Here is a 25,087-nt window from a genome sequence, read left to right as displayed (position 1 = left end):
CCTTTTTCGGCCACCGTCTCAGTCAGGACTGCGGCGCAATGAGACGGCCATATACCCGGCCACCAAATACGTTAATGATCAACCCCGCCATAACCAATAAGGCACCGACCATTTGTATATGGCTCAGTTGCTCATTAAGCAGCACGGCTGATGAACTCAAACCGATCACCGGCACCAGCATAGAGAACGGCGCGATCTGGCTGGCCGGATAGCGCGACATCAAGCGGCTCCACAAGCCGTAGCCGAGAATGGTGGCGATAAACGCCAGGTAAACGATGGCCAGTATCGACGACAAGCTGATGGTGCGCAGCGCTGTTTCGATTTGCGCCGGGCCCTCAAAAAGCAGTGACATCGCCAAAAATGGCAACGGCGGAACCACACTGCCCCAGACCACCAAACTGACCAGATTAATCTGCCCGACTTTTTTGGTGATGATGTTGCCCATGGCCCACATCACGGCGGCACAAATAGTCAGCAAGAACCCGGCGAGGGTCATACCAACACCGCTTTGCATGCCAATCAACAGCAAACCAGCGGCCGCCACCACCAGCCCCAGCAAGTTGCTGGTACGCACGCGCTCACCCAGCACCATTGCGGCGAACATTAAGGTGAAGAACGCTTGTGACTGCAAAATCAATGAGGCCAGCCCAGCTGGCATGCCGACCGTCATGGCGGAAAACAAGAAGGCAAACTGACCAAATGAAATGGTCATGCCGTAAGCAACTAGCCAGCGCAAGGGTATCTCAGGGCGCTTGATAAAAAATACAGCAGGAACTGCCGCCAAGGTAAAACGCAAAGCGCCCAATAACATAGGCGGCACACCATCAAGACCGACTTTGATCACCACAAAGTTTAGCCCCCAGACCACAATCACCAGCAGGGCAAAAAATACATCTCTGGGCGTCATCACGCGCACTCCGGTGTACAAGATTAGGAAGCTATCTAAACACTGACGCCGCATATATGAACAGTACAGTGAGGCAATATTCTGGCTGTACAGCTCAATCGATTCTTACGCATTTTTCCGTTAAAACCACGGCGGGCAAGCTGGGGCTTGGCCGCCCTAGGCGTGCCATTGCACACCAGGATATTCGGGTCGATGTGTAGGGCCGGTGACGCTTTTTTCACCCACCATTACGGCCGTAAATATTCGGAAGATTGCATGACCCATGGCGGATAAGGTTTCACTGCCGCACGCTGAAGCGTAGCAAAGCCGTTTGCCCGCTCTCGTCAAGCACGCTTAGCTGAAATTCGCCGCTGCGCTTAAACACATGGACAAAGGATTCACCTGATGTGGTTTCGGCGACCTGCTGGCCGTCTAAAAACCACCAGCGCCGACCGCTACCACCGAGCGCCGACATTTCAAGCCGCAAGGCTTGATCACTGGTTGCCGGTTGGCGCAGCCGATCACCGTCACGCACCCCAACAATCGAAAGAGGCGCTGCGGTTGGTGCTGCGTGAGGCGCACAGGTTTTATCGATTGCTGGCAAACGCGCAGCGCGGCGTTCACTGCGTGGCAGCCAAGGCTCAAGCGGTGCAGGCCAAAGCGCTACATCACGGGGTATCGCCCCAGGGCAACTGGCATCAACACGCAGTTGCTGCGAATTGAGCCAGATACGCTCAAGTAAACCAAGCCCAAAGGGCTGCTCTTGGGCCTGCAAGGTCGGGGGAGTCGTCCCGTCCAAGGTCCAGGCAAAGCGCTGTCGCCTGCAATTATCACTTTTGTTGTCGAGCGGCTGCCCCAATGGCCAACATATTGCGGCAACCCCAACACTCGCGGGTTTCGGATCACGCGGCACAGCGGCGCCCCGTTGACTGTCGCGGTTGACCAGCAAATCATGCACCTGCAGCAATAACGGCGCTGCCGAAGCCAGGCCAAACTGGCCGGCGACCGGCGTACCGTCTGGACGGCCAATCCATACTCCAATCACGTAGCGCGGTGCTACACCAATCGCCCAGGCATCGCGAAAGCCGTAGCTTGTGCCGGTTTTCCAAGCCAGTGTGGGGCGCTGAATCAAATCGGCATGGGGATCGGTATCAGGCCGCGCTTGACCACTGAGTATGCGCCGAATAATCCAGGCTGCACCGGGTGACAACAAACGCCGCTCATACAGTGGGTCTTGCGGCTGATAGCGCAAATGCGCGACCTTGCCGCCACGGGCAAACGCGCTGTAGCCACTGACCAGTTCATCCAACCGACTGCCTGCGCCGCCCAGAATCAGCGATAGATTAGGCTCGGCCAAGGGCGGTAATGCCAACGGCACACCGACACTGCGCAGTTCACCAGCAAACCGCTTAGGCCCGTAAGCCTCAAGCAATTGCACGGCTGGCAAATTCAGTGAACGCGCCAATGCCGAGCTAACCGACACAGGGCCGCTGAAATCTGCGGCAAAATTTCCCGGATGATAATCACCATAACGGCGCGGCACATCTTGCAGCAGTGACTCAGAATGAATCAGCCCTGCATCCAGCGCCATGCCATATAAAAAGGGTTTGAGGGTCGAGCCCGGTGAACGCGTGGCACTGACCATATCAACATGACCGAAGCGCTGGGTGTCCGCCAGATCGACCGACCCCAGATAGGCCCGAACCGCCATATTTGGCAGTTCAGCCACCAAAATCGCTGCCGAAGTGTGCTGCGGCAACCGCGCTTTCCAGCCCATCAATAAATCTTCAAGACGGCGTTGCAGCGCTGCATCAATCGTGGTGTGAATCAACACCGGACTACCCGGTTGATTCAAGCGTCTGGCCAGTAGCGGTGCCAAACGCGGCGCTTGCCGTGGTGCCAGCAACACGGGTTCTTCCAGCGCATCATTAACCGCAGATTGCGGCCACACATCGAAGTTTGAAAGGCGCTGTAAAACTTTGTCCCGCGCAGCCTGCGCACGCTGTGGGTGACGATCAGGGCGCAGACGGCTCGGTGCCTGAGGCAGTACCGCGAGCAGAGCCGCTTCTGCCCGGGTCATTTGGCTTGGCGCTTTGCCAAGGTAGGCCCAACTCGCCGCAGCAACGCCTTGCAGCGTGCCGCCGAATGGCGCGCGATTAAGATACAGAGTGAGGATCTGATCCTTGGACAAGTGCCATTCAAGCTGTGCAGTACGCCAAACCTGCTTGAGCTTGCCCGCCAGACTCCGCGAGTGCGGGTCGAGCATTCGCGCCACTTGCATCGACAGGGTGCTACCACCGGAGACCACCCGACCGCCCCGCACGTTTTGCCAACCGGCACGCAGCACAGCCAGTGGGTTTACCCCCGGATGCTGATAAAACCAGCGATCTTCATAGGTCAGCAACGCTTGCAGGTAATAGGGCGAAACCTGATCAATCGTCACCGGGTAGCGCCACACACCGTCGGCATCAGCAAAGCGCCACAATGGCGTGCCATCCTCGGCGAGCACCACTCGCGCCTGGTCATCCCCTGGCATAGGCAAGGGAAACAACCTATCGAGGGTCAATAGGCTCACCAAGAGTAGCGGCCCCAGTGCAATGAGCACACGCCTGCGGGTCGGCATACGCCGCCAACGTGCACGCAAATTTCGAATCAAAATAACATCCACTGTATGAAGTATTTACCCGCTGTCGGGGAACCCGACACTGTTATTTTCAGACCAATACGCCAGCAGCCACGGCGAATGAATGGCACACTGACGGTCATTATGAGCAAATCACGCTGCTCAGGCTCGGATATGACGAGCCCGGAATTGAAGGGAATAACAGTATGCAGGTAGCGGGATTTTTTGAATCACTTGGCCAAGCCTTTGGCGCAGTAGTGAAGTTTATAGTCGATACGCTCAGCGGTTTTTTCGACGCCTTTGGCGGTGCCATTGGCGGTTTTATTAACGGCATGTCGAAAACCCTTGGCATTACCCCTTCCATCCTCAGCGTTGTGGTGCTGATCATCGGTTTATTGATGCTCTATAAAGCGGTTCGCGCCTTTATGCGGGCTGGCATTATTGCCGGTTTGATCTGGGCGTTTTTGGGTTTGTGGTTGCTGAGCGGTTTAATCGCCTAATGTTCGTAAACAATGCAGCCCGCCATCACTGACGGGCTGCTCTAAATTAACGCGGCTTAACCACCATACGCGCTGGCGCCGTACCCAAAGCCTGCCAGTTTGGCCGATACATTGACTCAACCTGCGGTGGTGGCACACGGTAGCTGCCGGGCGTTACCGCCCGTGCCAGATAGAGCAAGTGGCTGGTTTCATAGCGGCTGACATCCAGCGCCGCCACATAACGATCAGCACGAAACTCCTGATGTTTGACCCCGGCGTTCTGCATCGAGTCGCGCCACTCTTTCACCTGACTGCTGGCGTCGTCCAGACTCGCTGCGCTTTGCGCCAGATTTTGGTTTTCCAGCTCCAACCCTGCGGGCAGCAGATCAACCACCAATGCATCCGGTACGCGCAGGTCTTTAGCCCGCACAGTCAGGTGCACCAGCACTAACTCACCGCTTTGCAAATCATTCAGATCCAGCGGCTTGCCATCCATGCCCAGGTAATCACGCTCGATTGTCAGGTTTTCACCACCCGCGACCGGCGCTTGAGCCGGATAGCCCGAGAGCGTCAGTTGCTGATACAAGGCCTCATCACCTTGCTGACTGATGCTCAAAGGCGTGGCAAGCTCGTCGCCTTCGAGCTTGATACCCGACTGCTGATTGCTCAGGTCGAAGTTGAAGTCACCACTGCGCAGCGCCGCACTCCAGTCAGGCTCGGGCTTGCTCAACAAATTGCGACCGGCCAAATACAGCGCATTACGCTCCTGCGTTGACAGCCACTGATTGCTCGCCACCTCGTCAGCCAAGTTAAACAAACGCTGTTCGCGGCTGCTCGCCGCCAAGTCGTTCTCCTCAAGCAATGCCAGGATGAGCGCATCATCACGCAGTGGGCTGCCGTAATCCGCTAACCAGCTATTGGCCCCTCGGTGACGCGCCAGGCCATCAGCCAGGGCAGTGTCAGCACGGGGCTTGTCGCCCATCTTTGCCAAGGCAATCGACAACTGCACCAGCGGCAAGCCAGAGCGCGCGTCACCCCGGCGCTCATACAGGCTGCGCAAAGCCCCCAGCGGTGCCTGTTGGCTACGCGCCAGGACGTAACCAGCGTAGGCTTGCACGGCAAAACGGCTGTGCTCGACATTCTGGCTGTAATCAACGTCGACCAAATTGCGCTCTTGTACATAACGCAGCAGTCGCTCGCTGGCCTTTTTCAGTGCCTCGGCTGGCACCGCAAAACCTTGCTCACGGGCGCGCAACAGGAAGTCTGTCACATAAGCCGTCAGCCAGTATTCTTCAGGGCTATCAGCCCCCCACAGGCCAAAGCTGCCGTTATAGCGCTGCATGCTCAGCAAACGCTCAATGCCCAGTTCAATGGAACGTTTGCGCTGCTCGGCAGGCTCACCGGTGATGCCCAAGCGTTTTAAGGTACTGGCATCGGCATATAACGACGGATACAAACCGCTGGTGGTTTGCTCAAGGCAACCATATGGATAGGCTTTGAGTGCACGAATCTGCTCGCCCAAATTGAGCGGTGGGCGACTCGAAACCGCTAAGCGGGCCTCAAGACCGGCGGACTCAAAGACATCGAGCGCCCCTTCTGGCAGGCTCCATGGCTGGTCTTTGATCACGCTGCGGTACTGCCTGACCTGCGCGGGGTACGCTGGACGAACCCCTAAGTCCCAGTCACGGCTGAAAGGTTTAAGCGCCTCACCCGGCAGACTCAACCCTTGTACAGCGACCTTGATATGACCTTGGCCGTAGCCGCCCAAGGCATCAACCGGGATATGCAAGGTGGTGCGCTCGCCCTGCTTGAGTTGCAACGACTGCTCAGCGTAATCACTGCTCAATTGGCCATTGGTCGTGACATTGACCTTGAGCGTTTGCGCTTGCCCCGAGAGGTTGGTCAGATCAAGCGCCAGGGTCGTGTGATCCCCCCCGGCCATAAAGCGTGGTGCCGACAGTTCGGCTACCAGTGGTGCGGCGACGACCGTTTTAGCTTCAGCCATGCCGAACTGATCAGCACTCCAGGCTTGCGCCATTAAGCGCAGCTCACCATTGAAGTCCGGAATATCCAGATTCACCACGCCCTCGCCTTGGTCATCCAGACTCAAGGGCTTGGCTTGCAACGCGACAATCAGCACGCTTGTATCTGGGCGCTTACCGCCTGCGGCCAACGCGGCATCCCCGCCGAATGCCAGCTTGGCGAGGCGCCCTTGACCGGCCTCGATCAATTGGCCATACACGTCCAGTTGATCAGCGCCATAAGCCTTGCGGCCGAAGAAATTGGCGAATGGATCTGGCGTTGCGTAATCGGTGATATTGAGAATCCCCGAGTCAACTGCGGCCACCAGCACCTGTGCTTGCTTGGGAATGCTGCCGTCGGCGCTACGCACCCTGACCTTGATGCTCAGCGGCTGCAGCGGGCGAATTTTCTCGCGCGCATCAAGGCTCACCTGCAATTTGCGTTCAGCCCGTTGCAACGGTAGATGCAGCACACCCACGGCACGTTTCGGCGTGGCATTGGTTGCGCGTTCGCCGGGGCGGATCACCAAGGCACTGATGTACAGATCATGACGCGCCCACGCTTTATCGATGGAAATATCAAAGCTTTTGCCTTCAGCGGGCACTTCAATTTCTTGCCACCACAGCGGGCCATCGCTCGACTCAACCATCAAGTAGCCTTTACCAGCGGCGGGTGCAGTGACTGTCACCTTAGCCGTGTCGCCGTCAGCATAGGCCGGTTTATCCAGCGCCAGTTTGACTTGGTCAGGCCGCACTGCGCCGCCATCAGCGTTGTCTTGCCAACGATACCCGGCCCAGAATCGCAGGCTGCTGAGCATGCCGGTTTTAGCATCAAGCACTTCGACGCGGTACGGGCCCCACTCCACAGGGAAACTGATTTTGGCAGTGCCACCCGCCGCAACACTGAGCGTTTCTTCACTGAGGTTGAGGTACTTCTCGTTGTAGTGATAGCTCCAGCCATCGTTGTCGGAGAAATTCCAGTAGTAATCACGGCGCTCACGAATCAAGCGCACGGTGAGTTGATCCGCTGCAAGCTTATGACCCTCAGGATCAGCCACCAACACTTCGAACTCAACCTGGCTATCGGAATCGACCTCTTCGCCGTCGAACACGCCACGCACTGCGGGCAAGCGCTCTGCGGGCCAAACGGGCTGCTCTAAACGTCGGGTGATTGGGCGACCACCGGACTCCTGCAGGCTGGCTTGCAGGATCAATTGCACGGGTGACTTGATCTGCGACCAACGCGACTCAACATCGAGGATTGCCTGGCCTTGCGGGTCGAGCTTTTGCTCATCGAGTTCGATATCTTGACTGAGCTCCTCTTCAGTCACCGAACCAAACTGGTAACCGGGCAGGCTTTTCACTGCCTCACGCAATGGCCGCACATACACTTGACCGCTGATACGATTGCCCGCCGCAGGTGCGCCATAGAGATAACGCCCGGTCACCGAAAATTGCGCATCCTGCTGCGGTTCCAAGGGTTGTTCACTGCCCTTTAACTCCAGCGCCAAACGCTCTGGCAGGAAATCCTCGACCGAAAACTCATACAGCTGCGGCGAACCATCGCCCATGTCCAGCACCAACTGCCAGCGACCCGTTGGTGCCTCTTCAGCGAGCTGCAGTTGATACTGATAAAAACCTGAGTCATCGCCCTTCCAGACAAATTTACGGCTGACTTGCTCATCCGGGCGGCGCACTTCGACATTCACCGGCTGCGATTTGAGCGGGCGACCATCGGCGTCACGCAGCAGTGCATTGAGTAGCACTGTTTCACCTGGGCGATACAAATCACGCGGGCCGAACACAAAGAACTGCAACGGATGCGCTTTGGCACCTGCGATATCAAACTCGGCTAAATCCAGCGCTGAACTGTTCACGCGCAACAGGCTGGTTTGCGCGCCCTTGCTGGCCAGTAGCACATCAGCCTTGTCGGTCAAGGGCATCTGCGCATGGCCCTTGCCGTCGGTTTTCGCGGTGCTCAGTACCTGACCTTTTGCATCGAGCAATTCAAGGTCAATGCCTTCTTGCGCTTCCCCCCCTTCGAGCGCCTGAGTGAATACGTCCAGACGGTTGTGATAGCGGTGCGCAGACAAGCCAATATCGCTGAGGCTGAACAGCGTCGCAGGTTGCGAATAGCTGTAACCGCCTGCCGCACGCATTACGGCCAGGTACACGCCAGGTTGCTTGAAGGGTTCCAGGCCAGTAATCGGCAATACCAGCGTCTCTCGCGTGTTGCGTGCAGGATTCAGATCAAAACGCCCGCCATAGACAAGATCCGCCATGGGCAACAATGACTGTGCATCCCAGGTATCAAGATTCGCGTTGCGTCCCCAACGACTGAGGAACTTGGGCAGCGACTCAGGTTTGATGCGGAAGAACTCAACATTAACCTTGTCGACGTTCAAGGCAATGACCGGCAAACCTTCAGCCAAGCGCGTCGGCAACAGCGAGCCTCGACTGGCAAAACCAACGCTGGCTTGCAGGTCTCGGGTTTCCAAACGAGTAATGCTTTCAGCGCTTAGCGCGGCATCATTCAAGCCGCGAAGTCCGGCATCAACGGTTAGCACCAATTTACGCTGGGGCTCGAGGTGACGCAGGCGCAACTCCATGAGGTTGTCGCTCAACTCCCAAGCACCATCGACCTTGCCGGTCTTGGTATCGACCAAGTGCAGCTTTTCAGCGAAGTTCTGTTCAGGATCAAGTGGCACAGAAAAGCTCACAGACAAGGCGCTGGCACCCTCGAGCTGAACTTCGGACGCATCAACAACCGTCAGCTCACGTCCCGCATAACGCTTGGCTAATGCCTCGCGATCAATGGCTGGCTTAGGCTGTGCAGGGCTATTGGCCGCTGGCGCGCTCGCCACAGCGGCCGGCTGACTCGATGCCCTAACCTGTGCCGCGTCATCAGATGAGTCACAAGCGCTGAGCAAACACAGTACAAGCCCAAGCAATATTCCTTTGTTGCGCATCGCAAACTCCATTTTTTATGGCGAGCGTAAAAACCAGACACTATAGACGAAGGCAGGACCCGCACCGTCACCAGCAGGCAGAACACCGTACATTAGCTCAAAAAAGTAGATCAGCTTCATGATCGGTAGCTAAGTATGACTGCGGTCATGAATCGGAGCATGCAACACCATCAGCTCAGCTACCCACTCAATAAACACCCGCAACTTGATACTGATGTGTCGATTCGGTGGAAAGGCCACGTACATCGGCATTGGATCCAGCTGCCAATCTTCAAACAGGCGCACCAACTCACCCTTCGCTTCGTGAGCCTTGGCCATGTAATCCGGTAGCCAGATAACCCCTAAACCTGCCAAGCCTGCGGCAAGGTATGCATTGCCGTCATCCACGGCTAAAACATGCCGACCTTGCACCTGCAACTGCTCACCGTTACGCCTCAGGGCATAAGGTAAAACTTTGCCGGTGCGCGCCCAGAGAAAACCTACGGTGCGTTGTGCGGAGTCTTCGAGTTCACGCGGGTGCACTGGTGTGCCAAGGCGCTGCAGATAACTCGGCGCGGCATACACGCCGAGCTGCAGATCGCCAATGCGCCGGGCCATAAGCGATTGATCGGTTATCTCGCCGCCGCGCACCACACAATCGACGTGTTCACCGAGGATATCCACGATGCGATCGCTGACGCCCATATCAATCTGGATATCGGGATACTGCTCGTGAAATGCAGGCAATGCCGGTATCAATATCATCCGCGCAAAGGGGCTGGGCACATCCACCCGCAATCGTCCCCGGGGCAATGAAGCCGCCGCTGACAAGCTGGTTTCAGCATCGTCCATATCATTGAGCAGTTTAACCACCCGCTCATAAAAGACCGCACCATCTGCGGTGACCGCAACTTTGCGGGTGGTGCGGTTCAGCAGTTTGACCCGTAGCCGCGCCTCAATCTGCTGGACCAGTTGCGTCACCGTGGTTTTGCTCATGTGCAGGGTTTCAGCAGCCTTGGTAAAGCTGCCCGTTTCCACCACTCGGGCAAATGCCTGCATCGCATCAAAACGGTCCATTGCGCTACAGCCTCTCGATTGTTTGGGTTTTACAAACAGTGATGACTAAGGTTGCTGGTTTATCGCCCAAGCGCAAGTTCATAAAGTCTGTTCAAGGTTAATGACCGGTTGAACAGACCCCTTTATGGAGATTGATTATGAATACCCGAGATGTTGTTTTCCCAAGTGGCCGTCAAGCGCTGTATGAGCGCAATCGCTACTCGCCAGCCATCCGCTCCAACGGTTTGCTGTTTGTATCAGGGCAAGTTGGCAGCCGCGAGGATGGTTCGCCAGAGCCCGATCTGGAGGATCAAGTCAGGCTGGCGTTCAACAACCTAAACGCAGTTCTGCAGGCTGCTGATTGCAGCTTCGATGACGTGGTGGATGTCACAGTGTTTATCGTCGACCCGGAAAAAAGGTTTGAGCGGATTTGGCAGGTGGTGCCCGAATTTTGGGGCGAAGCACCTTTCCCAAACATCACCTGCGTAGGCGTGACCTGGCTCTATGGTTTCCAGTTCGAGATCAAGGTGATCGCCAAGCTGCCAGAAAACGCTTAAGGGCTGTTAGTAGCTAAACAATGCACTGAGGCTGGCAAGTGTGCCTCAGTGCAGATCAATCAAAGCGGCGTCAGCAACTCACCTGTGTCGATAAAGGCTTTGATATTGGCGCTTAGCAGGTCTTCCATCTGCTGGCGCGTTTGGACGGTTGCGCTGCCTACGTGGGGCAATAGCAGGACGTTGTCCATTTCGAGCAGGGCTTGCGGGACCTTGGGCTCGTGAGCAAACACATCCAGCGCGGCACCGGCAATCTGGTGTTGTTGCAGGGCATTGACCAGGGCTGCCTCATCGACCACGGAGCCACGGGCAATATTGATTAAATAGCCCTTTGGCCCCAATGCCTCTAGCACGCTTGCATTAATCAAATTGCGCGTTGCATCGCCGCCCGGGCAGGCCAGCACTAGAAAGTCGGCCCAACGTGCCAGCTCCTGCAAATCGGCTTCATAGGTATAAGGGCTGTCTGCAACCGGACGCCGGCTGTGGTAACGCACCGGCATATCGAAGCCGCCAGCACGGCGTGCAATGGCCTGGCCGATACTGCCCAGCCCAACGATCCCCATGCGCATGCCGCTCACGCGCATGGCCAACGGAAAGCCGCGTTGCTCCCAGCTACCTGAGCGCACAAACCGGTCGGATTCTGCGATGCGGCGCGACACATCAATCAGCATGCCCATGGCCAAGTCAGCGACGCAGTCAGTCAGTACATCCGGCGTGGTGCTCACTGGAATGCCGCGATCACGGGCCTGATCCACAGCAATGGCATCATAGCCAACGCCGAAACTACAGATCGCTTTTAGCTTCGGCAGCAATGCCATTTGCGCTGCACTTAGGCCGAAGCGGGCCGAGGTGGCAACCACCTCAAACTGCGCGCCCTGCTCGCGTAAAAAAGCCTTGGGATCAACCTGTTGCCACAACGCGGTAACCTGATGATCAGCCGCCAGCGCTTGATTGAAGCGATCGCTCAATGGGCCAATCTGGAGAATTCGGGTCATAACGATTCCTTAGCTCTAAAGCACCTTGCCGGGATTCATCAACCCAGCGGGATCAAGTGTGGTTTTGATGGCCTGCATCAACTTGAGTTCAAGTGGATCTTTGTAGCGCACCGCCGCCTCTCGCTTTGATTGGCCCAAGCCATGTTCAGCGCTGATACTGCCGCTGAATGCCAGCGTCGCGCTGTAGATAACCTGCATGATTGCCTCGGCCTGGGCTTTAAACGGCCCGTCCTCGCTGCCAACCGGTTTGCTGATGTTGTAATGCAGATTGCCATCGCCGACGTGGCCGTAGGCCACAATGCGCACACCGGGAAAAGCATCATGCAAGCGCTGATCGGTAAGTTTGATAAAGGCCGGAATACTGCTCACCGGTACGCTGATGTCATGCTTCAGGCTTGGGCCTTCATGGTTTTGCGCCTCGGAAATACCTTCACGAATCGCCCACAACCCAGCGACTTGCGACTCATTGCTGGCAACCACAGCATCGAGGGCAATTTCACGCTCGAAAGCCTCGCCCAAGGCGTTCTCAAGCATCTCAGCCAATTGCGCATCGACTAAGGTGTCGCTGACTTCAATCAACACATACCAAGGGTGGACTTCTGCAAAGAGATCATTGCACCCAGCAACATGACTGAGGACGAACTCGACGCTCTGGCGCGACATCATTTCGAAACCGGTGAGGCGATCACCGCATTGGCTGCGCATCAAAGCGATCAGCTCAATGGCGGCCTCAGTGCTCGGCAATGCCACCCACGCGGTGGTGGTGCTGCGCGGAGCCGGATAAAGTTTGAGCACCGCCGCAGTAATGATGCCCAAGGTGCCTTCAGCACCAATAAACAAATGTTTGAGGTCGTAGCCGGTGTTGTCTTTGCGCAGGCCCCGCAGGCCATTCCAGATTTGCCCGTCGGGCAATACCACTTCCAGCCCAAGGGTAAGGTCGCGCATGTTGCCGTAGCGTAAAACCGCCGTGCCCCCAGCATTGGTTGCCAAATTGCCACCCACGGTGCAACTGCCTTCAGCACCCAGTGACAAGGGAAATAAGCGCCCTGCTTCAGTTGCAGCTTCTTGCAAACGCTGCAAAATGACACCCGCCTCGACCGTGATGGTTTCATTGCCGGTATCAACTTCGCGAATGGCATTCATCCGGGTCAGGGACAACACCACTTGCTCGCCACTCTGATCGGGAATCGAGCCGCCGCACAAACCGGTGTTGCCGCCTTGAGGCACTATTGCCACGCCCGCTTGATGGCACAACCGCACAACCGCGGCAACTTCTTCAGTACTGGCCGGACGCACGACCACTGCCGCGGTGCCGCTGTAAGCGTTACGCCAGTCAGACAGGTAGCTCTGCATGCGCTCGGTGTCAGTAATCAGGCCAGCCGGGCCAACCACCTGCTCAATGTCGAGAATCAGTTTTTCGTGCAGCACTTTGTTCTCCAAAGTGGGTGGGCCAGCATGAGCGGCTATTTCTCGGCCTGTTGTAGCGCGTGAAAGGTCATATCGCGCGACAACAGGTTCGGTCTATACCGCTTAGGTCACTGGGGCCGGGTTGAACAACACCAGATCGTTATGCAGACGATGACGCTCAGCCCAGGTTTGCGACTTGCCGCTGGCCACATCGAGATAGAGTTGGAAAATCTTCCAGCCCATTTCATCCAGGGTCAAACGCCCGGAAGTGATCTGCCCAGCATCCACATCAATCAAATCTGGCCAGCGCTCAGCCAGTTGCGTGCGCGTGGCGACCTTAATCACCGGAACCATCGACAAGCCATAAGGCGTGCCGCGACCCGTGGTGAAGATATGCAGGTTCATCCCTGCGGCGATTTGCAGGGTGCCGCAGATAAAGTCGCTGGCTGGCGTGGCGCAGAACCACAAGCCTTTACCTCGAATCCGCTCACCCGGCGAAACCACCCCGGCGATGCTGCTGGAGCCTGATTTGGCAATGGAGCCCATGGCTTTCTCAACGATATTGTTAAGGCCGCCCTTCTTGTTACCGGGTGTGGTGTTGGCACTGCGATCTGCCATACCACGTTGCAGGTAGCGGTCGTACCAATCCATCTCGCGGATCAACGCATCTGCGACTTCAACTGAAGCGGCACGCGGAGTCAGCAGGTGAATGCCGTCACGCACTTCGGTGTTTTCCGAGAACATTACGGTAGCACCCGCGCGCACCAGCAGATCCGCTGCGACACCAAGTGCCGGATTGGCGGTGATACCGGAGAATGCGTCACTGCCGCCACACTGCATGCCCACCGACAGCTCACTGGCCGGCACGGTTTCACGGCGGCGCTGATTCATCACCTGCAAGCGGGCATCGATCATCTGCATGATCTGCTCGATCATGCCATTGAAGCCAGTGCCCGAATCCTGCAAACGGAACAGCCAGTCTTCTTCGTCCATGCCGTTGGTGAGCTGGTCGCCATCCATCAGTTGGCTGGCTTGCAGCTTCTCGCAACCCAAGCTGATCACCAGCGCCTGACCGCCTAAGTTGGGGTTACGGCTGATGTTGTATAGCGTGCGAATCGGCACCACAGCATCGGGCGCAGTAATTGCCACGCCGCAGCCATAGCTGTGCGACAGGGCAACCACATCATCAACATAAGGATATTTAGGCAGCAGTTCTTTACGCACTCGCTCAACGCAGTGATCGAGAACCCCAACGACGCATTGCACCGTGGTAGTGACACCGAGAATATTGCGCGTACCCACGGTGCCATCAGCGTTACGAAAGCCTTCGAAGGTATAGCCTTCAAGTGGTTCTACAACTGGCGAGGGAATCGTTGCCTTGGGCAGGTTATCCAGGGCCGGAGCCTCAGGCATGCGTAGCTGCGCTTCGGTTACCCAGCGGCCTGCGGCTATGGGTTCCAGTGCATAACCAATAACCTCGCCATAGCGCACTACGTCGCCGTCGATGGCGATGTCTTGCAGGGCGACTTTATGGCTCTGTGGGATGCCTTCAACGGCAACCAAACCGTCGTCGAAACGACCGCCTGCGGCAACACCTTGCTCATTAACCACCACCCCGACGTTATCGGCAGGGTGCAAACGAATGTAGCGCGGCGAATCCTGATGGGGGATCAACTGCATGGACATGCTCTCCTGTTGCATAGGGATCAAACGACCACTGCGTTCTTCGCACTGGAGTCAGTCTCATCGACCAGTTCGATCCTGTGAATACGACCAACGATGAACAGGTAGCTGATCATCGCCAGTAAAGCGTTCGCGCCGACATAAATCAGCGCGCTATCAAAAGATCCGGTGCGGCTAACCAGATAACCGACCACGATGGGCGTGGTAATGGCCGCTAAATTGCCGAAGGTATTAAACAAGCCGCCAGACAGGCCGATGATCTGCCTTGGCGAGGTATCCGCCACCAGCGTCCAGCCCAAGGAGCCAAAACCCTTGCCGAAAAATGCCAGAGCCATCAAGGCAACAACAGCTGTATCGCTCTGCGCGTAGAGGCATAAAACAATGCAACTCGACAGCAACATACCGCTGACCACCGGCAGCTTGCGGGCCAAGGTCAATGAATAGCCACGGCGTAGCAAACCATCGGAAAATATGCCGCCCAGCACGCCGCCAACAAAGCCGCTGATGGCCGGTAACGCCGTGACAAAACCTGCGGTGAGAATGGTCATGCCGCGGGCCTGCACCAGGTACACCGGAAACCAGGTCAGAAAAAAATAGGTAATCGCATTGTTGCAATACTGGCCGAAATACACCCCGACCAAGGTGCGTTGAGTCAGCAACAGTTTTAGATAGCGCCCTTGTGAACCGGCGTTTCCTGCGGGGTGCGGTTCAAGGTCGAGCAGAGCGCCGCCGTTCTCGATGTGATGAAACTCAGCCTCGCCAATACGCGGATGCTCGCGAGGGCCAAATATGGATTTGACCCACACCAAGCACAGCAATAAACCGAGGCTGCCCAGCACCACAAAAACATACTGCCAACCCATCGCCTGCACCACCCAGCCCATCAGCGGGGCAAACACGGCGGTCGCGGCATACTGCGCAGAACTGGAAATGGCCGTCGCCGTCCCACGCTCAGCAGTTGGGAACCAAGCCGCGATGATTCGCGCATTACCGGGGAAACAAGGCGCACCGGCAAAACCAACCGCCATACGCAAAAGAAATAAAGTCACCACAGCCCAAGTCAACGGCAGTACGCCAGCAATGCCTTGCAGCAGGGTAAAACTAGACCAGCAAAATAAAGTTATCGCATAAACGCGCTTAGGGCCAAAACGATCCAGCAGCCAGCCGCCGGGAATCTGACCAATGACATAGGCCCAACCGAATGCGGAGAAAATATAGCCCAGCGTCACCGCATCGATACCCAAGTCAGCCTGCAACGCCGAGCCCGCGATCGATAAACTTGAACGATCGGCAAAGGTTACCGTTGTAGCAAGAAACAACATGAGCAAGACGGAGTAGCGCACCCGGCCTCGTTTGACTGCGGACATCTGGCTAACTCATCAAGGTTTGGAAGTCGCGCCTCCCCCGGCAATCCTTAGACGGCCGGGGTGGGCTTCTGGTGCTTAGCGCACCATGCAAGGTTTTTTGTTGTCGAACTTCCAGTTCGGGATCAAGAACTGCATCGCGATGGCATCATCGCGTGAGCCCAATCCTTTGGCCTTGTAAAGCTCATGGGCTTTGGCCAGTGAGTCCCAATCCAGCTCGATACCCATACCCGGCGCTTTTGGCACTTGCACCAAACCGCCTTCGATTTTCAGCGGGTTGCGGGTCAGGTGCTGACCGTCCTGCCAAATCCAATGGGTATCGATGGCTGTCACCTTACCCGGCGCAGCAGCGGCTACGTGGGTAAACATGGCCAATGAGATGTCGAAGTGGTTGTTTGAATGCGAGCCCCAAGTCAGGCCCCACTCATTACACATCTGCGCCACGCGAACCGAACCGGCCATGGTCCAGAAATGCGGGTCAGCCAATGGGATATCCACTGATTGCAGTGAAATGGTGTGGCCCATCTGCCGCCAGTCGGTAGCGATCATATTGGTCGCCGTTGGCAGGCCAGTGGCGCGACGAAATTCAGCCATCACTTCACGACCGGAGTAGCCATTTTCAGCGCCACATGGGTCTTCGGCATACGCCAGGACGCCATGCAGGTCACGGCACAACGACACCGCCTCTTTAAGCGACCACGCGCCATTCGGATCGAGGGTGACGCGGGCATCTGGGAAGCGTTCAGCCAAGGCGCGAATGGCCTCAACTTCGGCAGCACCTTGCAGCACACCGCCTTTGAGTTTGAAGTCTTTAAAACCATAACGCTCATACGCGGCTTCAGCCTGACGCACCACCGTCTCGGGTGTCATAGCTGTTTGGTTGCGTACGCGGAACCAGGCGTCGTCAGCATTCGACTCGTCACGGTAGTCAAGATCAGTCTTGCTCTTGTCACCGACATAGAACAGGTAACCGAGCATCTCTACCGCATCACGCTGCTGGCCTTCACCGAGCAGGGCGGCAACCGGCACACCCAGGTGCTGACCAAGCAAGTCGAGCAGTGCAGCTTCCAGAGCGGTCACAGCATGAATCGTGATGCGCAGGTCGAAGGTCTGCAAACCACGGCCACCGGAGTCGCGATCAGCAAAGGTGTTGCGAACGCGATTAAGAATGCCGTTGTAGTCGCCAATCGATTGGCCTACCAACAGGCTGCGCGCATCTTCAAGGGTCTGGCGGATTGATTCGCCACCCGGTACTTCGCCAACACCGACATGGCCGGCATTGTCTTTGAGAATAAGAATGTTGCGGGTGAAATAAGGGCCGTGGCCCCCAGACAGGTTCATCAACATACTGTCTTGGCCAGCGACTGGCACAACAGTTAGTTCAGTGATCACTGGCGCGCCGGCGAAGGCTTGGCCGTTACTTGATTCGTTCATAGCTGTTTACCCAAATTATTTTTATGAAGGGCTGTCACGTTTCAATACAGCATGTTCGGCTACACCCTCCCCGCCGAAGGCATCAGCGGGAAAGGCGTGAAGTCAGGCTTAGCCGATGTAAGTTGTCTTCACCGTGGTGTAGAACTCTTGAGCATACCGGCCTTGCTCGCGCGAGCCGTAGGACGAGCCTTTACGACCACCGAATGGCACGTGATAGTCAACACCTGCAGTTGGCAGATTGACCATAACCATGCCTGCTTGAGCATGACGCTTGAAGTGATTAGCGTATTTCAGCGAGGTGGTGCAGATACCCGCAGAAAGGCCAAACTCAGTGTCATTAGCCATCGCCAAGGCTTCCTCGTAATCAGCCACGCGGATGACGTTGGCCACTGGGCCAAAGATCTCTTCGCGGCTAATACGCATGTCAGCAGTGGAGTCAGCAAACAGAGTTGGCGCCAGGTAGTAACCGTCTTTTTCGCACTTAACGCGCTCGCCGCCACAGACCAGACGTGCGCCCTCTTCCTTACCAATCTCGATGTAGCTCAGGTCTTGATTAAGCTGCGATTCAGAGACGACTGGGCCAATGTCCACGCCTGTTTCAAGCGCATTACCAACCTTGATCGACTTCATGCGCTCGGCCATGGCTTCGATAAACTTGTCGTAAATACCCGCAGTCACGATCAAACGGCTCGATGCGGTGCAACGCTGGCCGGTTGAGTAGAAAGCGCTTTGTACTGCCAACTCAACAGCGACTTTCAGGTCGGCATCGTCAAGGATGATTTGCGGGTTCTTGCCGCCCATCTCCAACTGCACTTTTGCCTGACGAGCGACACAATTAGCCGCGATGCTGCGACCTACACCGACAGAGCCGGTAAAGCTGACGCCATCGACTTTCGGGCTGTTGACGATAACGTCACCAACAACACGGCCGCTGCCCATCACCAGGTTGAACACCCCTGCCGGGAAGCCAGCGCGGGAGATAATTTCAGCAATGGCCCACGCGCAACCTGGTACCAGGTCAGCCGGCTTGATTACGACGCAGTTGCCGTAAGCCAAGGCTGGAGCAATTTTCCAAGCAGGAATCGCAATCGGGAAATTCCATGGGGTGATCAAGCCGACCACACCCAGACCTTCGCGAGTCACTTCAACTGAAACGCCAGGGCGTACCGAGTCGAGCACTTCACCCGACTGACGCAGGCATTCACCGGCGAAGTACTTGAAGATATTACCTGCACGCGTTACTTCACCAATGGCTTCAGGCAGGGTCTTGCCTTCTTCGCGAGCAAGCAATTCACCCAGCTCGGCACGGCGAGCGAGAATCTCAGTACCCACTTTATCCAGCGAGTCGCTGCGAGCCTGAATACCAGAGGTAGACCACGCTGGAAATGCAGCGCGGGCGGCAGCAATTGCCTGCTCGACTTGCGCAGCGTCAGCCTGAGCGAATTCGCCGATTACATCAGCCAGATCGGACGGGTTACGGTTTACCGAATAAGTGGCACCGGCCACCCACTCGCCGCCGATAAAGTTTTCAAAGCGTTTTGTCTCAGCCACAAGTAGCCTCCTGATAACAGGCCGCGGCATGCCACGGCGCGTTGAATGTTAAGCGAACCCTTGAACAGGTATGACTCAAGGGTTGTTGGTGAGTTATTGCGCGCCTTGCTTCTCGATCAACGCGGCAAGCTGCTCGTACTCGTCTGGCAGCAGGTCAGTCAGCGGGGCGCGAACCGGGCCAGCGTCGTGACCCACAATCTTGGCACCCGCTTTGACGATGCTCACGGCATAGCCTGCGCGACGGTTGCGGATGTCGAGGTAAGGCAGGAAGAAATCATCAATGATCTTGCCGACGGTGGCGTGATCATCGCGAGCGATGGCGTGGTAGAAATCCATCGCGGTTTTCGGGATGAAGTTAAACACCGCCGAGGAGTAGACCGGTACGCCCAGTGCTTTATAAGCTGCAGCGTAAACTTCTGCAGTCGGCAGGCCACCCAGGTAGCTGAAGCGATCACCGAGGCGGCGACGGATCGACACCATCAACTCGATGTCACCCAGACCGTCTTTGTAGCCGATCAAGTTCGGGCAACGCTCTGCCAGTTGCTCAAGCAAAGTGGCATTGAGGCGGCAGACGTTGCGGTTGTAGACCACCACACCAATTTTTACCGACTTGCACACTTGCTCAACGTGAGCCGCTACACCTTCCTGACTGGCTTCGGTCAGATAATGCGGCAGCAGCAGCAGGCCCTTAGCGCCCAAACGCTCAGCTTCTTGCGCGTATTGGATGGCCATACGAGTCGCCCCACCCACGCCAGCCAGGATTGGCACACCACCGTCGCAGGTATCAACTGCCGTCTTGATGACAGATGAATACTCATCGGGTGCTAACGAGAAAAACTCGCCTGTACCACCGGCCGCAAACAGAGCAGTAGCGCCATAAGGCGACAACCATTCAAGACGGCGGGCATAAGTATCAGCACGGAAATTACCGGCAGCATCGAAGTCAGTCACTGGGAAAGACAGCAGGCCGGAAGAGAGGATGGACTTCAGTTCTTGTGGATTCATTATTCGAACACCCTGGGCAGAATTTTAGAGTCGGTACAGGTACCAAACCGAGGAAATACGTTATCGTACAACTGTCTAGATTGCCAACTGGATTTTTTAGTTAATCCGACCGACTACACCTGTTCCATCGACAAGAATTTATTGCCTGACATAGCAACCCTGCTCAGCGAACCGCTTTAATTCCGCCATAAATAGCGATCTAGAGCAGACTAGGTAGGCATATAGCTGAGCCCACCCGGCGTTTTATTTGTACCTAATTGTTAAGACATCGACTTTAGTCACGTTGACAAGTGCATTGCGCCCTGTTGAAATCAGTCCATAAATGGTTATACGACAACGTATAACCACACAAACAATAACAATTTAGTCAGAGGCCACCTCATGACCATAAACTCTTCAGCTCAACCGCGCCTTTCGCGCCTGCTTTTAACGGGTGCCGCCGGAGGCCTTGGTAAGGTTCTGCGCGAACGCATGCAGCCTTACGCCGATGTAATTCGTCTTTCTGATATCGCACCGATGAATCCTGCCAGCGGACCTCACGAAGAAGTGGTGCAGTGTGACCTCTCTGATAAAGCCGCAGTACATGCACTGGTTGAAGGTGTCGACGCCATCCTGCATTTCGGTGGCGTATCGGTAGAGCGTCCGTTTGAAGAAATCCTTGGCGCGAACATCAGCGGCGTTTTCCATATTTATGAAGCGGCTCGCCTGCACGGTGTGAAGCGCGTGATCTTCGCCAGCTCCAACCATGTGATCGGCTTTTATAAGCAAGACCAACATATCGATGCGCTATCCCCTCGCCGCCCAGACAGCTACTACGGCCTGTCCAAATCCTATGGCGAGGACATGGCTAGCTTCTACTTCGATCGTTACGGTATTGAGACGGTCAGCATCCGCATTGGCTCATCGTTCCCGGAACCGCAAAACCGCCGAATGATGTCGACCTGGCTGAGCTTCGACGACCTGACCCAACTGATCGAAAAATCACTGTTCAGCGCCGACGTTGGCCACACCGTTGTTTACGGTATGTCAGACAATGCGCAGGTTTGGTGGGACAACCGTTATGCAGCACACCTCGGATTCAGCGCCAAAGACAGCTCAGAAGTTTTCCGCGACAAGGTAGAGGCGCAACCACCTGTGGCGGCTGATGACCCTGCTGCGGTCTATCAGGGCGGAGCTTTTGTCGCCGCCGGTCCTTTCGAATAAGCCCAACCGCTTAATCAACTGACCCGCAAAAAAATAAGAGACGCCGCCATGCAAGCTGAATTGATACTCGATGCCCGTAATTCCGTTGGCGAAAGCCCAGTCTGGGACATCAACGAACAATCATTGTATTGGGTCGATATTCCCGCTCGCCGCTTGCACAAGTGGCAAGCAACCCAAATGCAGGCACAGAGCTGGCAAGCAGAAGAAATGTTGGCTTGCATCGCCCGCCGTGAGGAGGGTCAAGGCTGGATCGGCGCAATGCAAAGCGGCATCTTTGACCTACAACCGCAAGTAGACGGCAGCCTGAAAAGCCAACGGCTCGCGAGCGTTGACCACGCCCAACCCGGCATGCGCTTCAATGATGGTCGCTGTGATCGCCAGGGCCGCTTCTGGGCTGGCAGCATGGTAATGGACATGGCAGCCGGCGTACCTGCAGGTGCGCTCTACCGTTTCACCGATGGCCAGCTTTCCAAGCAATTGGATAACTTTATCGTGCCCAACGGACTGGGCTTTAGCCCGGATGGACGCACGATGTATTTGTCTGACTCACACCCAAGCGTGCAACTGATCTGGGCCTTTGATTACGACACGGACACCGGCACCGCACATAACCGCCGTGTGTTTGTGGATATGAACGCATATGCCGGTCGCCCGGATGGCGCTGCAGTCGATCAAGATGGCTGCTACTGGATTTGCGGCAACGACGCCGGTGTGATTCATCGCTTCACCCCAGACGGACGCCTCGATCGCACACTGTCTGTGCCCGTGAAGAAACCGGCGATGTGCGCCTTTGGTGGCGCGGATCTGAGCACGCTATTTGTAACCTCCATTCGACCTGACGGTGATCTGTCTGATCAACCACTGGCCGGTGGTGTGTTCGCCCTTCAACCGGGGACCAAGGGGCTAGCTGAGCCCATGTTCCGCGGCTGATTCACCCGCTGTTCAACACTGTTCGCAACACTGCACTCAAAAAACAACAAGACTGGAGATTCAAATGAATTTCAAACGCAAGTTGCTTATCGCTGCACTCCCTTTGGCCTTTTGCTTTTCTGGCGCGGCTAATGCTCTGGAAATCAAATTCGCTGAAATCCACCCAGCAGGCTACCCAACCGTAGTCGCTGAGGAAGCGATGGGTAAGAAAATCGCGGATGCAAGCAACGGTGACATCACCTTTAAAATGTTCCCAGGTGGCGTGCTCGGTTCTGAAAAGGAAGTGGTTGAGCAGACCCAGATTGGCGCGATCCAGATGACCCGCGTCAGCCTCGGCATCGTTGGCCCAGTAGTACCGGACGTCAACGTATTCAACATGCCGTTCGTGTTCCGCGATCAAGCGCACATGCGCAAAATCATCGACGGTGAAATTGGCCAGGAAATCCTCGACAAAATCACCAACTCCGAATTCAACCTGGTCGCTCTGGCTTGGATGGATGGCGGCACTCGCAACCTCTACACCAAGAAACCCGTACGCAAAATCGAAGACCTTAAAGGCATGAAGATTCGCGTTCAAGGGAACCCACTGTTCATCGACATGATGACCGCTATGGGTGCCAACGGCATTGCCATGGACACCGGCGAAATCTTCAGTGCCCTGCAGACTGGGGTTATTGATGGCGCTGAAAATAACCCGCCAACCATGCTTGAGCACAACCACTATCAGAATGCCAAGTACTACACCCTGACGGGCCATCTGATCCTGCCTGAGCCAATTGTGATGTCCAAGGAAACCTGGAACTCACTAAGCGCCGACCAACAAGCACTGGTGAAAAAAGTCGCCAAAGAAGCTCAGTTTGAAGAGCGCAAATTGTGGGATGCCAAGTCGGCTGCCAGCGAAGAGAAACTCAAGGCTGCAGGTGTTGAGTTTATCACCGTCGACAAAAAACCCTTCTACGACGCCACCGCACCTGTTCGTGAAAAATACGGCGCGCAATACGCTGACCTGATGAAGCGTATCGCTGACGTTAAGTAACACCCTACTCTCTAAAAGTCCTTGGCGGCAGGTGCAAACCCGCCCCAAGGCAGCGTGGTGAAGTTAATGAAGAACACCCTGTTACGCGTCAACGACGTGATCTACACCAGCTGCATTTGGATTGCCGGCTTGTCTGTGGCAACCATGGCCCTGATTATTCCTTGGGGCATTTTCACCCGCTATGCGCTCGGCAGTGGCTCTAGCTGGCCAGAGCCTGTAGCGATCTTGTTGATGGTGCTGTTTACCTTTATCGGTGCCGCTGCAAGTTACCGAGCAGGCGCGCACATGGCTGTAACCATGGCCACCGACCGCATGCCGCAACACATGCAACGCTATATCGAAATATTGGTTCAGCTACTAATGGCAACCATTTGCCTGTTTATGCTGGTCTGGGGCATCAAACTGTGCGCCGCCACTTGGCATCAGTTCAACCCATCCCTGCCCGACCTACGTGTTGGCCTGTGTTACTCGCCGATCCCAATTGGCGGTGCGTTAACCCTGATATTTATCCTTGAACGCCTGTTCTACGGCGACCAAAGCCACCGTCGCGCAGTGAATTACGAAGAACTAGAAGAAACCAGCGAGGCCGTTTCGTAATGGACGCTTTTATTCTCTTGGGCAGTTTTTTGCTGCTGATTACTCTGCGCATGCCCGTAGCCTATGCCCTCGGCTTGTCTGCGCTGGCGGGTGCCTTTTGGATCGGCATTCCGTTCCATGCGGTGATGATTCAAGTGGCAGGCGGGGTTAATAAATTCTCGCTGCTGGCCATTCCGTTTTTCGTGCTCGCCGGGGCGATCATGGCCGAAGGCGGCATGTCGCGCCGCCTCGTCGCATTCGCCAGCGTACTGGTTGGCTTCGTTCGTGGCGGCTTGTCGTTGGTCAACATCATGGCATCGGCCTTTTTCGGCGCGATCTCCGGCTCATCTGTTGCCGACACGGCATCAGTTGGTTCGGTATTGATCCCCGAGATGGCTCGCAAAGGTTATCCCCGCGAGTTCTCCACCGCCGTAACCGTCAGTGGTTCGGTGCAAGCGCTGCTCACACCACCAAGCCATAACTCGGTCCTGTACTCCCTGGCCGCTGGCGGCACGGTATCAATCTCGGCACTGTTTATTGCCGGTATTGGCCCGGGTATTTTGCTCACCTGCGTGATGATGGGTATGTGCCTGATCTTCGCCAGACGCCGCAACTACCCTAAAGGCGAAGTAATCCCACTCAAGCAAGCGCTGAAAATCTGCGTCGATGCACTCTGGGGCCTGATGACCATGTTCATCATCCTCGGCGGCATTCTCAGCGGCGTATTTACCGCCACTGAGTCCGCAGCAATTGCAGTGGTCTGGGCTTTCTTCGTCACCATGTTTATTTACCGTGATTACAAGTGGCGCGACCTGCCTAAACTGATGCATCGCACGGTGCGTACACTGTCGATTGTGATGGTGCTGATCGCCTTTGCCGCCAGCTTCGGCTACATCATGACCCTGATGCAGATCCCGGCGAAAATCACCACGGCATTTCTGACCCTGTCAGATAACCGCTATGTGATTCTGATGTGCATCAACGCCATGCTGCTGGTATTGGGCACGCTGATGGACATGGCACCACTGATCTTGATCCTGACCCCAATCCTGATGCCGGTTATCACCGGTCTGGGTATTGATCCGGTGCACTTCGGCATGATCATGCTGGTCAACCTGGGCATCGGCCTGATCACTCCACCGGTGGGTGCCGTGTTGTTTGTCGGCGCAGCGGTAGGCAAAGTGACCATCGAAAACACCGTCAAAGCCCTGCTGCCCTTCTACTGCGCATTGCTTATGGTACTGATGGCCGTTACTTACATCCCAGCCATTTCGCTGTTCCTGCCAAAGCTGTTGCTGTAAGGCGCTACGCCTTGAGAGCGCCGCCTCAAGGGCGG

Annotated in this window: 18 protein-coding genes; 7 read left to right on the top strand and 11 right to left on the bottom strand. The window is 56.1% G+C overall.

Translation table 11 applies throughout. The features are described 5' to 3' along the window. Positions 1-22: 22 nt before the first annotated feature. Together ACIGCM_RS08635 and pbpC are read right to left on the bottom strand one after the other, a co-directional pair. Positions 23-907: an EamA family transporter gene (locus tag ACIGCM_RS08635; RefSeq protein WP_397501983.1), complete on the bottom strand. Its 885-nt coding sequence runs from the start codon at positions 905-907 to the stop codon at positions 23-25. A gap of 277 nt (positions 908-1,184) precedes the next feature. Continuing rightward, positions 1,185-3,509, bottom strand: a complete 2,325-nt coding sequence (gene pbpC / locus ACIGCM_RS08630; protein ID WP_397501982.1) for a peptidoglycan glycosyltransferase PbpC — start codon at positions 3,507-3,509, stop codon at positions 1,185-1,187. Positions 3,510-3,715: 206 nt separating this feature from the next. On the opposite strand from pbpC, the gene ACIGCM_RS08625 reads away from it, so the two are divergent. After that, complete coding sequence (locus ACIGCM_RS08625) at positions 3,716-4,009, top strand: hypothetical protein (RefSeq protein ID WP_397501625.1); 294 nt, start codon at positions 3,716-3,718, stop codon at positions 4,007-4,009. A 46-nt stretch (positions 4,010-4,055) separates the two neighbouring features. Here ACIGCM_RS08625 and ACIGCM_RS08620 read toward each other — a convergent pair whose 3' ends face one another. Both ACIGCM_RS08620 and ACIGCM_RS08615 read right to left on the bottom strand, forming a co-directional pair. Continuing rightward, entirely contained in the window at positions 4,056-8,978 is a 4,923-nt protein-coding gene (locus ACIGCM_RS08620) for an alpha-2-macroglobulin family protein (RefSeq protein ID WP_397501624.1), read from the bottom strand. 129 nt (positions 8,979-9,107) lie between these two features. Further along, entirely contained in the window at positions 9,108-10,034 is a 927-nt protein-coding gene (locus tag ACIGCM_RS08615) for a LysR family transcriptional regulator (protein WP_397501623.1), read from the bottom strand. A gap of 137 nt (positions 10,035-10,171) precedes the next feature. On the opposite strand from ACIGCM_RS08615, the gene ACIGCM_RS08610 reads away from it, so the two are divergent. Further along, a complete protein-coding gene (locus ACIGCM_RS08610) occupies positions 10,172-10,570 on the top strand; it encodes a RidA family protein (RefSeq protein WP_397501622.1) in 399 nt (132 codons plus the stop codon). A 59-nt stretch (positions 10,571-10,629) separates the two neighbouring features. Here the strand turns inward: ACIGCM_RS08610 and ACIGCM_RS08605 are convergent, their stop codons facing one another. The 7 genes from ACIGCM_RS08605 to kdgD all read right to left on the bottom strand — a co-directional run bounded on the left by ACIGCM_RS08605 (position 10,630) and on the right by kdgD (position 20,006). After that, positions 10,630-11,562 (bottom strand): 2-hydroxyacid dehydrogenase, encoded by a 933-nt coding sequence (locus ACIGCM_RS08605; RefSeq protein WP_397501621.1) that lies wholly within the window; start codon positions 11,560-11,562, stop codon positions 10,630-10,632. Positions 11,563-11,577: 15 nt separating this feature from the next. Then, positions 11,578-12,987 (bottom strand): FAD-binding oxidoreductase, encoded by a 1,410-nt coding sequence (locus tag ACIGCM_RS08600; RefSeq protein WP_397501981.1) that lies wholly within the window; start codon positions 12,985-12,987, stop codon positions 11,578-11,580. 105 nt (positions 12,988-13,092) lie between these two features. Continuing rightward, on the bottom strand, positions 13,093-14,649 hold the full coding sequence (gene garD, locus ACIGCM_RS08595; RefSeq protein WP_397501620.1) for a galactarate dehydratase: 1,557 nt from the start codon (positions 14,647-14,649) through the stop codon (positions 13,093-13,095). A 26-nt stretch (positions 14,650-14,675) separates the two neighbouring features. Further along, positions 14,676-16,019, bottom strand: a complete 1,344-nt coding sequence (locus ACIGCM_RS08590) for an MFS transporter (protein ID WP_397501619.1) — start codon at positions 16,017-16,019, stop codon at positions 14,676-14,678. Between the two features lie 75 nt (positions 16,020-16,094). Further along, positions 16,095-17,450 (bottom strand): glucarate dehydratase, encoded by a 1,356-nt coding sequence (gene gudD / locus ACIGCM_RS08585; protein WP_397501618.1) that lies wholly within the window; start codon positions 17,448-17,450, stop codon positions 16,095-16,097. A gap of 108 nt (positions 17,451-17,558) precedes the next feature. Beyond that, a complete protein-coding gene (locus tag ACIGCM_RS08580) occupies positions 17,559-19,001 on the bottom strand; it encodes an aldehyde dehydrogenase family protein (RefSeq protein WP_397501617.1) in 1,443 nt (480 codons plus the stop codon). 93 nt (positions 19,002-19,094) lie between these two features. Next, positions 19,095-20,006: a 5-dehydro-4-deoxyglucarate dehydratase gene (gene kdgD / locus ACIGCM_RS08575; RefSeq protein WP_397501616.1), complete on the bottom strand. Its 912-nt coding sequence runs from the start codon at positions 20,004-20,006 to the stop codon at positions 19,095-19,097. 381 nt (positions 20,007-20,387) lie between these two features. Between kdgD and ACIGCM_RS08570 the strand changes: the two genes are divergently transcribed. The 5 genes from ACIGCM_RS08570 to ACIGCM_RS08550 all read left to right on the top strand — a co-directional run bounded on the left by ACIGCM_RS08570 (position 20,388) and on the right by ACIGCM_RS08550 (position 25,052). Then, positions 20,388-21,209 (top strand): NAD-dependent epimerase/dehydratase family protein, encoded by an 822-nt coding sequence (locus ACIGCM_RS08570; protein ID WP_397501615.1) that lies wholly within the window; start codon positions 20,388-20,390, stop codon positions 21,207-21,209. Between the two features lie 48 nt (positions 21,210-21,257). Next, entirely contained in the window at positions 21,258-22,139 is an 882-nt protein-coding gene (locus ACIGCM_RS08565; RefSeq protein WP_397501614.1) for an SMP-30/gluconolactonase/LRE family protein, read from the top strand. A 64-nt stretch (positions 22,140-22,203) separates the two neighbouring features. Next, positions 22,204-23,175, top strand: coding sequence for a TRAP transporter substrate-binding protein (locus ACIGCM_RS08560; protein ID WP_397501613.1), 972 nt, complete (start codon positions 22,204-22,206; stop codon positions 23,173-23,175). A 66-nt stretch (positions 23,176-23,241) separates the two neighbouring features. After that, positions 23,242-23,772 carry a TRAP transporter small permease gene (locus ACIGCM_RS08555; RefSeq protein WP_397501612.1) on the top strand — a complete coding sequence of 177 codons (531 nt, stop codon included), beginning with the start codon at positions 23,242-23,244 and terminating at the stop codon, positions 23,770-23,772. Next, on the top strand, positions 23,772-25,052 hold the full coding sequence (locus ACIGCM_RS08550) for a TRAP transporter large permease (protein ID WP_397501611.1): 1,281 nt from the start codon (positions 23,772-23,774) through the stop codon (positions 25,050-25,052). The genes ACIGCM_RS08555 and ACIGCM_RS08550 overlap by 1 nt, the downstream gene beginning before the upstream one ends. Positions 25,053-25,087: the final 35 nt, after the last annotated feature.

This window comes from Pseudomonas sp. NPDC078700 (genome assembly GCF_044542375.1).
In the GTDB taxonomy this organism is placed as follows: Bacteria; Pseudomonadota; Gammaproteobacteria; order Pseudomonadales; family Pseudomonadaceae; genus Aquipseudomonas.
Note: the sequence above shows the minus strand (reverse complement) of the source record. Positions and strands in the feature narration are given on the sequence as shown.

Coding starts and splice junctions, on each gene's coding strand:
- ACIGCM_RS08635 (WP_397501983.1), bottom strand. CDS start 907: ATGACGCCCAGAGATGTATTTTTTGCCCTGCTGGTGATTGTGGTCTGG.
- pbpC (WP_397501982.1), bottom strand. CDS start 3,509: ATGCCGACCCGCAGGCGTGTGCTCATTGCACTGGGGCCGCTACTCTTG.
- ACIGCM_RS08625 (WP_397501625.1), top strand. CDS start 3,716: ATGCAGGTAGCGGGATTTTTTGAATCACTTGGCCAAGCCTTTGGCGCA.
- ACIGCM_RS08620 (WP_397501624.1), bottom strand. CDS start 8,978: ATGCGCAACAAAGGAATATTGCTTGGGCTTGTACTGTGTTTGCTCAGC.
- ACIGCM_RS08615 (WP_397501623.1), bottom strand. CDS start 10,034: ATGGACCGTTTTGATGCGATGCAGGCATTTGCCCGAGTGGTGGAAACG.
- ACIGCM_RS08610 (WP_397501622.1), top strand. CDS start 10,172: ATGAATACCCGAGATGTTGTTTTCCCAAGTGGCCGTCAAGCGCTGTAT.
- ACIGCM_RS08605 (WP_397501621.1), bottom strand. CDS start 11,562: ATGACCCGAATTCTCCAGATTGGCCCATTGAGCGATCGCTTCAATCAA.
- garD (WP_397501620.1), bottom strand. CDS start 14,649: ATGCAGTTGATCCCCCATCAGGATTCGCCGCGCTACATTCGTTTGCAC.
- ACIGCM_RS08590 (WP_397501619.1), bottom strand. CDS start 16,019: ATGTCCGCAGTCAAACGAGGCCGGGTGCGCTACTCCGTCTTGCTCATG.
- gudD (WP_397501618.1), bottom strand. CDS start 17,450: ATGAACGAATCAAGTAACGGCCAAGCCTTCGCCGGCGCGCCAGTGATC.
- kdgD (WP_397501616.1), bottom strand. CDS start 20,006: ATGAATCCACAAGAACTGAAGTCCATCCTCTCTTCCGGCCTGCTGTCT.
- ACIGCM_RS08570 (WP_397501615.1), top strand. CDS start 20,388: ATGACCATAAACTCTTCAGCTCAACCGCGCCTTTCGCGCCTGCTTTTA.
- ACIGCM_RS08565 (WP_397501614.1), top strand. CDS start 21,258: ATGCAAGCTGAATTGATACTCGATGCCCGTAATTCCGTTGGCGAAAGC.
- ACIGCM_RS08560 (WP_397501613.1), top strand. CDS start 22,204: ATGAATTTCAAACGCAAGTTGCTTATCGCTGCACTCCCTTTGGCCTTT.
- ACIGCM_RS08555 (WP_397501612.1), top strand. CDS start 23,242: ATGAAGAACACCCTGTTACGCGTCAACGACGTGATCTACACCAGCTGC.
- ACIGCM_RS08550 (WP_397501611.1), top strand. CDS start 23,772: ATGGACGCTTTTATTCTCTTGGGCAGTTTTTTGCTGCTGATTACTCTG.